Below are 5823 nucleotides of genomic sequence, written 5' to 3' on the forward strand. Positions count from 1 at the left end.
AAGAACAGCAAAGAACAGCAAAGAACAGCAAAGAACAGCAAAGAACAGCAAAGAACAGCAAAGAACAGCAAAGAACAGCAAAGAACAGCAAAGAACAGCAAAGAACAGCAAAGAACAGCAAAGAACAGCAAAGAACAATATACTTTAACTAAGTATATAAAGATTCTCCGGCTCGATCACTGGGTGAAGCAATTTTTTATAATTCCCGGTTCAGCAGCAGCAATTCTTATTACTAGAATCAAATTTGATTCTGAATGCATAACTAGATTAATTTATGGATTCATAGCAGTTTCTCTCATAGCTTCAGCAAATTACGCAATCAATGAATATCTTGACGCAGAATTTGATAAATATCACCCCGTCAAAAAATACCGCAGTGTAGTATCAGGCGGAATAAATGGGCGTGTTGTCTGGCTCTTATGGGCGTTCTTAAGCATAACAAGTTTCATTGTCTGGGCAATCTTAAATCAAAATTTTTTATATGCATTAATATGGCTCTGGATAATGGGAATAATTTATAACGTCAAGCCTTTACGAACAAAAGATGTCGTTTATCTTGATGTCCTATCAGAATCAATAAATAATGCTATAAGACTAATTGCGGGCTGGTTTATAATTTCTGCGTACACATTGCCGCCGGTGAGTCTAATTCTCGGTTACTGGTTCGGAGGAGCATTCTTAATGGCCATCAAGCGTTTTGCAGAGTACAGAATGATTAACGATCCTAAATTAGCCGGCCTCTACAGAAAATCATTCAAGTATTACACTAGCAATTCTTTATTAGTCAGCTCGTTTTTTTATGCGATGTGCTCGGTATTCTTTACTGGAATATTTCTCATAAAATATAGAATAGAATTAATATTATTTATGCCTGCTTTGACGGGATTATTTTGTTATTATTTCCTGCTCTCGTTTGAGAAAGACTCAGCCGTCCAGAAGCCCGAAAAATTGTATCATGAAAAAGGTCTTATGCTTTATTGCGGTGCTTTGATCGCGTTATTTATCGTGTTAATGCTGGTAAATATTCCTGTTCTGAACGTTTTTACAAGCCGCGAATTAATCTCGTTATAAACATCATGCAATATAAAGCAATAATTTCAGATTTTGACGGAACTCTATATTATCAATTTCCAGTAAGAATCTTAATGCTGTTATGGCTGATTATATATTATGTAATATTTCCATTAAGAATCAAAGAATTATTTTTTTTGCGTGAATTTCGTCGTCTTCAAGAAAAACGCTTTGGAGCAAATACAGAAAATTTTTATCGCGCACAATTAGATAGAGCTTCAAGATTATATAATTTAAATCACAATAAGGCAGAGTCATTAATAAATTTATGGATGATAATTAGGCCGCTTAGAATGATAAAATTTTTCAGACGAAGGCGTTTGATTTCATGCTTAAAATCTTGTCAAGAAATAGGAATCAAGATAATTATTTATTCCGATAATCCAGTAAAAGAAAAAATAACTGCGATAAATTTTACTCCTGACTATGCTTTCTGGAGCTGCGACGAAATTATTAAATGCATGAAGCCCGATTCACATGGTCTTATTAACATAATTAATTTTCTAGGTATTAATCAAAGCGAGGCGCTATATATCGGCGATCGTTATGACAGAGACGGACTTTGTGCTAAATCAGCAGGCATTGATTATATTGACGTAAAAAATTTAGCTGATACTTATTTTCCGGCAATTAATAGAGGGGAGCAAAATGCAAAAAAATGACTCTTAGGGACACTTGTAGAATCAAATTATATAAATAACCAGTAAAAATATTAATTGCGCATAAAACTTTTCCCGCTTAAAATAAATACATCGAATCGTAAATTATTCACAAAAATTTTATATGTCAGGAGCGTTAAGTAAATGCAGATTGATATTAACAGCAGATTAATAGCACTCATCGGAACGCCTTTAAGCCAGTCATTTGCAGCACGTATGCAGAACGCAGCTTATCAGGCAGCAGGCTTTAACATGGTTTATTGCTATTGTGAAGCCGATAACACCCACTTGAAGGAAATTATTGACGGCATTCGTTATATGCCAACGTTTTTAGGCTGTGCAGTTACTAAGCCCAACAAAGAAGCTGTCATGCAGTACCTTGACGATTTTGACCCCCTCTGCAAAAAAATAGGCTCGTCAAACACTGTCGTAAAAACTGAAGCAGGAAAGCTCATCGGTTATAACACTGACGGCTACGGAGCAATCAGAGACATCAAAGAGCATAACTGCCAAATTAAAGATAAAGTTATGTTCTCATTCGGTGCAGGCGGTACAGGCAGATCCGTTTGTCTTGAGCTTGCAGAAGAAGGCGCAAAGAAAATTTATATCTCTTCACGTTCGGAAAAATGCGAGACACTCAGCGAGGAAATTAATAAATTTTATCCCGGAGTTTGTGTTCCCGTAAGAGCAGCTGACGAGGCCGGAGTCGCAAAAGCACTCGACGAGACCGACATAATATTAAATCTTTCTGGACTCGGCATGAAGGGCAAAGAAGAATATACCTGCGTCGACAAGAAATATTTAAAGCCTTCACACATTTGCTTTGACGCAACTTATAACCCCGCTGAAACACGTTTCTTGAAGGAAGCTAAAGAAGTAGGCTGCACAACTATTAACGGACTCGGAATGTCGCTTTATCAGGGTCTGCGCCAGATTCAATTATGGACGGGCGGAAAAGCTGTACCGCTGGATGTAATGCGCGAAACTCTCATGACGATTTTAGCAGAGAAAGCAGCAGGAAAATAAAATTTTTGCCGTCGCTATTATGTGGCGGCTTGTTTATATTCACGAAAGGAGAAAATTTTTACTATGGCACGTAAATTTTCGTTAGCTTATCTCACAATCCCCGGCACTAACCCGATGGATCAAATCAAGATCGCAAAAGAAGCCGGTTACGATTTTGTGAGTCTCCGTACGATCCCTATGCATTTACCAGGCGAACCCGAATTTTTGCCGCAGAAGGATCCCGCACTCTTTGACGCAATTAAAGCCGCGTTAAAAGAATATGATATGCCGTTAATGGATATCGAGCTCGCAAGAATCCGCAAAGATTTAGACATCAACGAATACAAACCCGCATTTGAAGCAGCTGCTAAACTCGGCGCAACAGATGTACTCGGCAGCGTTTGGACTCGTGATAGAGCTTGGTACACAGAGACAGCCGGAAAAGTCGCAGACATGGCTAAAGAGTTCGGACTCAAATTTAATATCGAGTTCTTACCGTGGGCAGGAGTCAGAAATTTACAGGAAGATATTACATTAATTGACGATTTAGCGCGCGACAACGTTTTTGTAATGGTCGATACACTTCATGCAGGTAGAGCAGGCGTAACAGGTGCAGAGCTTGCAAGGACTCCGAGAAAATATTTTAACTTCATTCACCTTTGCGACGGCCCCGCTCCTGAAGGCGCAGAATGTAAAGACACAGTTCTTGACAATATCAAGGACGATTTAATGTTGTATACGGCACGTGAGGCGAGATTTTATCCAGGCGACGGCGATGTAAAAATTGCTGACATGATAAAAGCTATGCCGGAAATTCCTTTATCGATCGAGCTTCCAAACTTGAAGGAAATTAAAGCACGTGGAGTCGCAGGCCACGCTAAACAGTGTCTCGACGCTGCGAAAAAATATTTTGCCGAGAATGGCATTAACTAGCAGGCCGAAAAATGAATCTACCCGAAAAAATTAGTATTTGTGAAGTAGGACTCAGAGACGGACTGCAGAACGAGAAAATAATTTTATCGACGGATCAGAAACTTGAAATTTTGCGCGGATTCATTGATGCAGGATTTCCCGTTATTGAAGTAGGTTCGTTCATGCACCCTAAAAAAGTTCCGCAAATGGCCGACACTGACGAATTATTTAAACGAGTCGGAGAAGTCCCTGAAGGTGTCGAACTTCGCGCGTTAATTCCAAATGTCAGGGGCGTTCAACGTGCAATAGAATGCGGGTGCAAAAAAGTGAAATTAAACGTGTCCGCCAGCCGTATGCATAACTTGAAAAATTTAAATCGTACACCTGAAGAAAGCGTTGCAGGTTTTGCAGACTGCGTGAAAATGGCAAATGAGAATAATATCGCAATTTCCGGTTCTATTTCTATGCCGTTCGCGTCGCCGTGGGAAGGCCGTACACCAGTTGAAGACGTTGACGCAATTATCGAGGCTTATTTGAATGTCGGAATAAATGAAATCTCATTATCTGACGCGTCTGGCCAAGCAGTTCCGAATCAAGTCTACGATTTATGCAAACACGTACGCGAAAAATATAGTAATGCTTCATGGTGGCTGCATTTCCATAATACAAGAGGTGCAGCGATCGCAAATATTCTCGCGGCAATGCAGGCAGGTATGACGAGATTTGATGCTTCATTCGGAGGACTCGGCGGTTGTCCGTTCGTTCCAGGTGCTGCAGGAAATGTCTCAACGGAGGACGTTATTAATATGCTCGATGAAATGGGAATTTACACGGGCGTTGATGTCTTAAAAGTTATGGCATTATCGCGCAAAGTAAGCGAATGGCTAGGACATGGACTCGACAGTTACGTGTTAAGGGCCGGACGTTCAAAAGATTTAATTGCGTCGCAGGCTGAATCATAAAATTTTAGCAAGGAGGTCATAAAATTGTTTAAGTGGCTTGATGAGCATTTCGAAGAGACTCTAATGGTCATATTCTTGATTTTAATTGCGTGCGTCATGATGCTTCAGGTTATTGTGCGTAAGATTCCGTTTATACCGTCATTAACTTGGGCTGAAGAATTTTCGCGCTTTATGTGGATTATGAGCGTATTTATTTCGCTGGCTTACACGATTCGCAAAGGCAACATGTTAAGAGTCAACGTAATTATTGATTTACTGCCTCAAACTTTGCGCAAAGTAATAAATTTGTGCGTTGATGTAATAGTAGCGGTCTGCATGGCTCTTCTTGCGTATCATTCTGTAGAGTGCTTGAAGTGGGCAGCAGGTACAATGCTCGAAGGTGCGCGCGCTGAGACTTCTCCCGCAATGGGCTGGCCTATGTGGTGGATTTATGCTGTTGCGTTATTCGGGTTCATTATTGCGACATTAAGGGCTATACAAATGTTCTTTATTCATTTAAAGAATTTCAACGTGAAGGAGCTTACTACGCTTGAGCAGACGCAGCTTGATGCAAAGGCTGAAGCAGAGGCAGGACTCAGAGCAGAGGGAGGCAAATAAACAATGGCAGCGTTATTAGTCTTTGTAGTATTTCTCGTAGCAATAATTTTATCGATTCCAATCGGAATAAGCATGATATTAGGTTCTGTCGCTCCGATTCTGTTAATGGCTAGAGGCGGCGTTATTCCGCAGATTATTGACAACACTTTGAGCGGCGCAAATTCTACACCGATTTTAGCAGTACCGTTATTTATTCTCGGCGGCGTTATCATGGCTGAGGGCGGAATCTCGAAGAAATTATTTAACTTTTTCTCTTATTTCGTCGGCAGGATAACTGGCGGAGTTCCCTGCGCTGTAGTTCTCACATGTTTATTTTACGGTGCTATTTCCGGTTCAGGCCCTGCAACAACAGCAGCTGTCGGAGCTATGTGCGTCCCCTTCATGGTCGATTTAGGCTATGACAAAACGTGGGCAGCAGGTTTAATCGCAGTTGCGGGAGGTTTGGGCGTTATTATTCCTCCTTCGATTCCGTTTGTGCTTTATTCACTCGCGACTGACGTATCAACAGGAAAATTATTTTTGGGCGGAGTCATTCCGGGTATATTAATCGGCGTTTTCCTGATGATTTATGCTATTTTCTATTGCGCTACTAAGGGCGAGGACAAAGCAAAAATTAA

General features: G+C 40.6%; 7 protein-coding genes. All 7 read left to right on the forward strand.

Translation table 11 applies throughout. The features are described from left to right. Positions 1-1071: UbiA prenyltransferase family protein (locus tag IJT21_08605; GenBank protein MBQ7578310.1), on the forward strand; the 1071-nt coding region annotated here is incomplete at its 5' end. Positions 1072-1076: 5 nt separating this feature from the next. Next, on the forward strand, positions 1077-1733 hold the full coding sequence (locus IJT21_08610) for an HAD family hydrolase (GenBank protein MBQ7578311.1): 657 nt from the start codon (positions 1077-1079) through the stop codon (positions 1731-1733). Positions 1734-1874: 141 nt separating this feature from the next. After that, positions 1875-2756 carry a shikimate dehydrogenase gene (locus IJT21_08615; protein MBQ7578312.1) on the forward strand — a complete coding sequence of 294 codons (882 nt, stop codon included), beginning with the start codon at positions 1875-1877 and terminating at the stop codon, positions 2754-2756. A 63-nt stretch (positions 2757-2819) separates the two neighbouring features. Continuing rightward, positions 2820-3668, forward strand: a complete 849-nt coding sequence (locus IJT21_08620) for a sugar phosphate isomerase/epimerase (protein MBQ7578313.1) — start codon at positions 2820-2822, stop codon at positions 3666-3668. 11 nt (positions 3669-3679) lie between these two features. Continuing rightward, a complete protein-coding gene (locus IJT21_08625) occupies positions 3680-4609 on the forward strand; it encodes a hydroxymethylglutaryl-CoA lyase (GenBank protein MBQ7578314.1) in 930 nt (309 codons plus the stop codon). A 24-nt stretch (positions 4610-4633) separates the two neighbouring features. Continuing rightward, positions 4634-5206, forward strand: coding sequence for a TRAP transporter small permease (locus IJT21_08630; GenBank protein MBQ7578315.1), 573 nt, complete (start codon positions 4634-4636; stop codon positions 5204-5206). A gap of 3 nt (positions 5207-5209) precedes the next feature. Then, positions 5210-5823 (forward strand): TRAP transporter large permease subunit (locus tag IJT21_08635; protein MBQ7578316.1); only part of this gene is annotated, 614 nt, incomplete at its 3' end.

This window comes from Synergistaceae bacterium, from assembly GCA_017443945.1.
Lineage (GTDB): Bacteria > Synergistota > Synergistia > Synergistales > Aminobacteriaceae > JAFUXM01.

What these genes read in the sequence shown, in the direction of transcription:
- IJT21_08610 (MBQ7578311.1), top strand. Translation starts at nt 1,077, where the DNA reads ATGCAATATAAAGCAATAATTTCAGATTTTGACGGAACTCTATATTAT.
- IJT21_08615 (MBQ7578312.1), top strand. Translation starts at nt 1,875, where the DNA reads ATGCAGATTGATATTAACAGCAGATTAATAGCACTCATCGGAACGCCT.
- IJT21_08620 (MBQ7578313.1), top strand. Translation starts at nt 2,820, where the DNA reads ATGGCACGTAAATTTTCGTTAGCTTATCTCACAATCCCCGGCACTAAC.
- IJT21_08625 (MBQ7578314.1), top strand. Translation starts at nt 3,680, where the DNA reads ATGAATCTACCCGAAAAAATTAGTATTTGTGAAGTAGGACTCAGAGAC.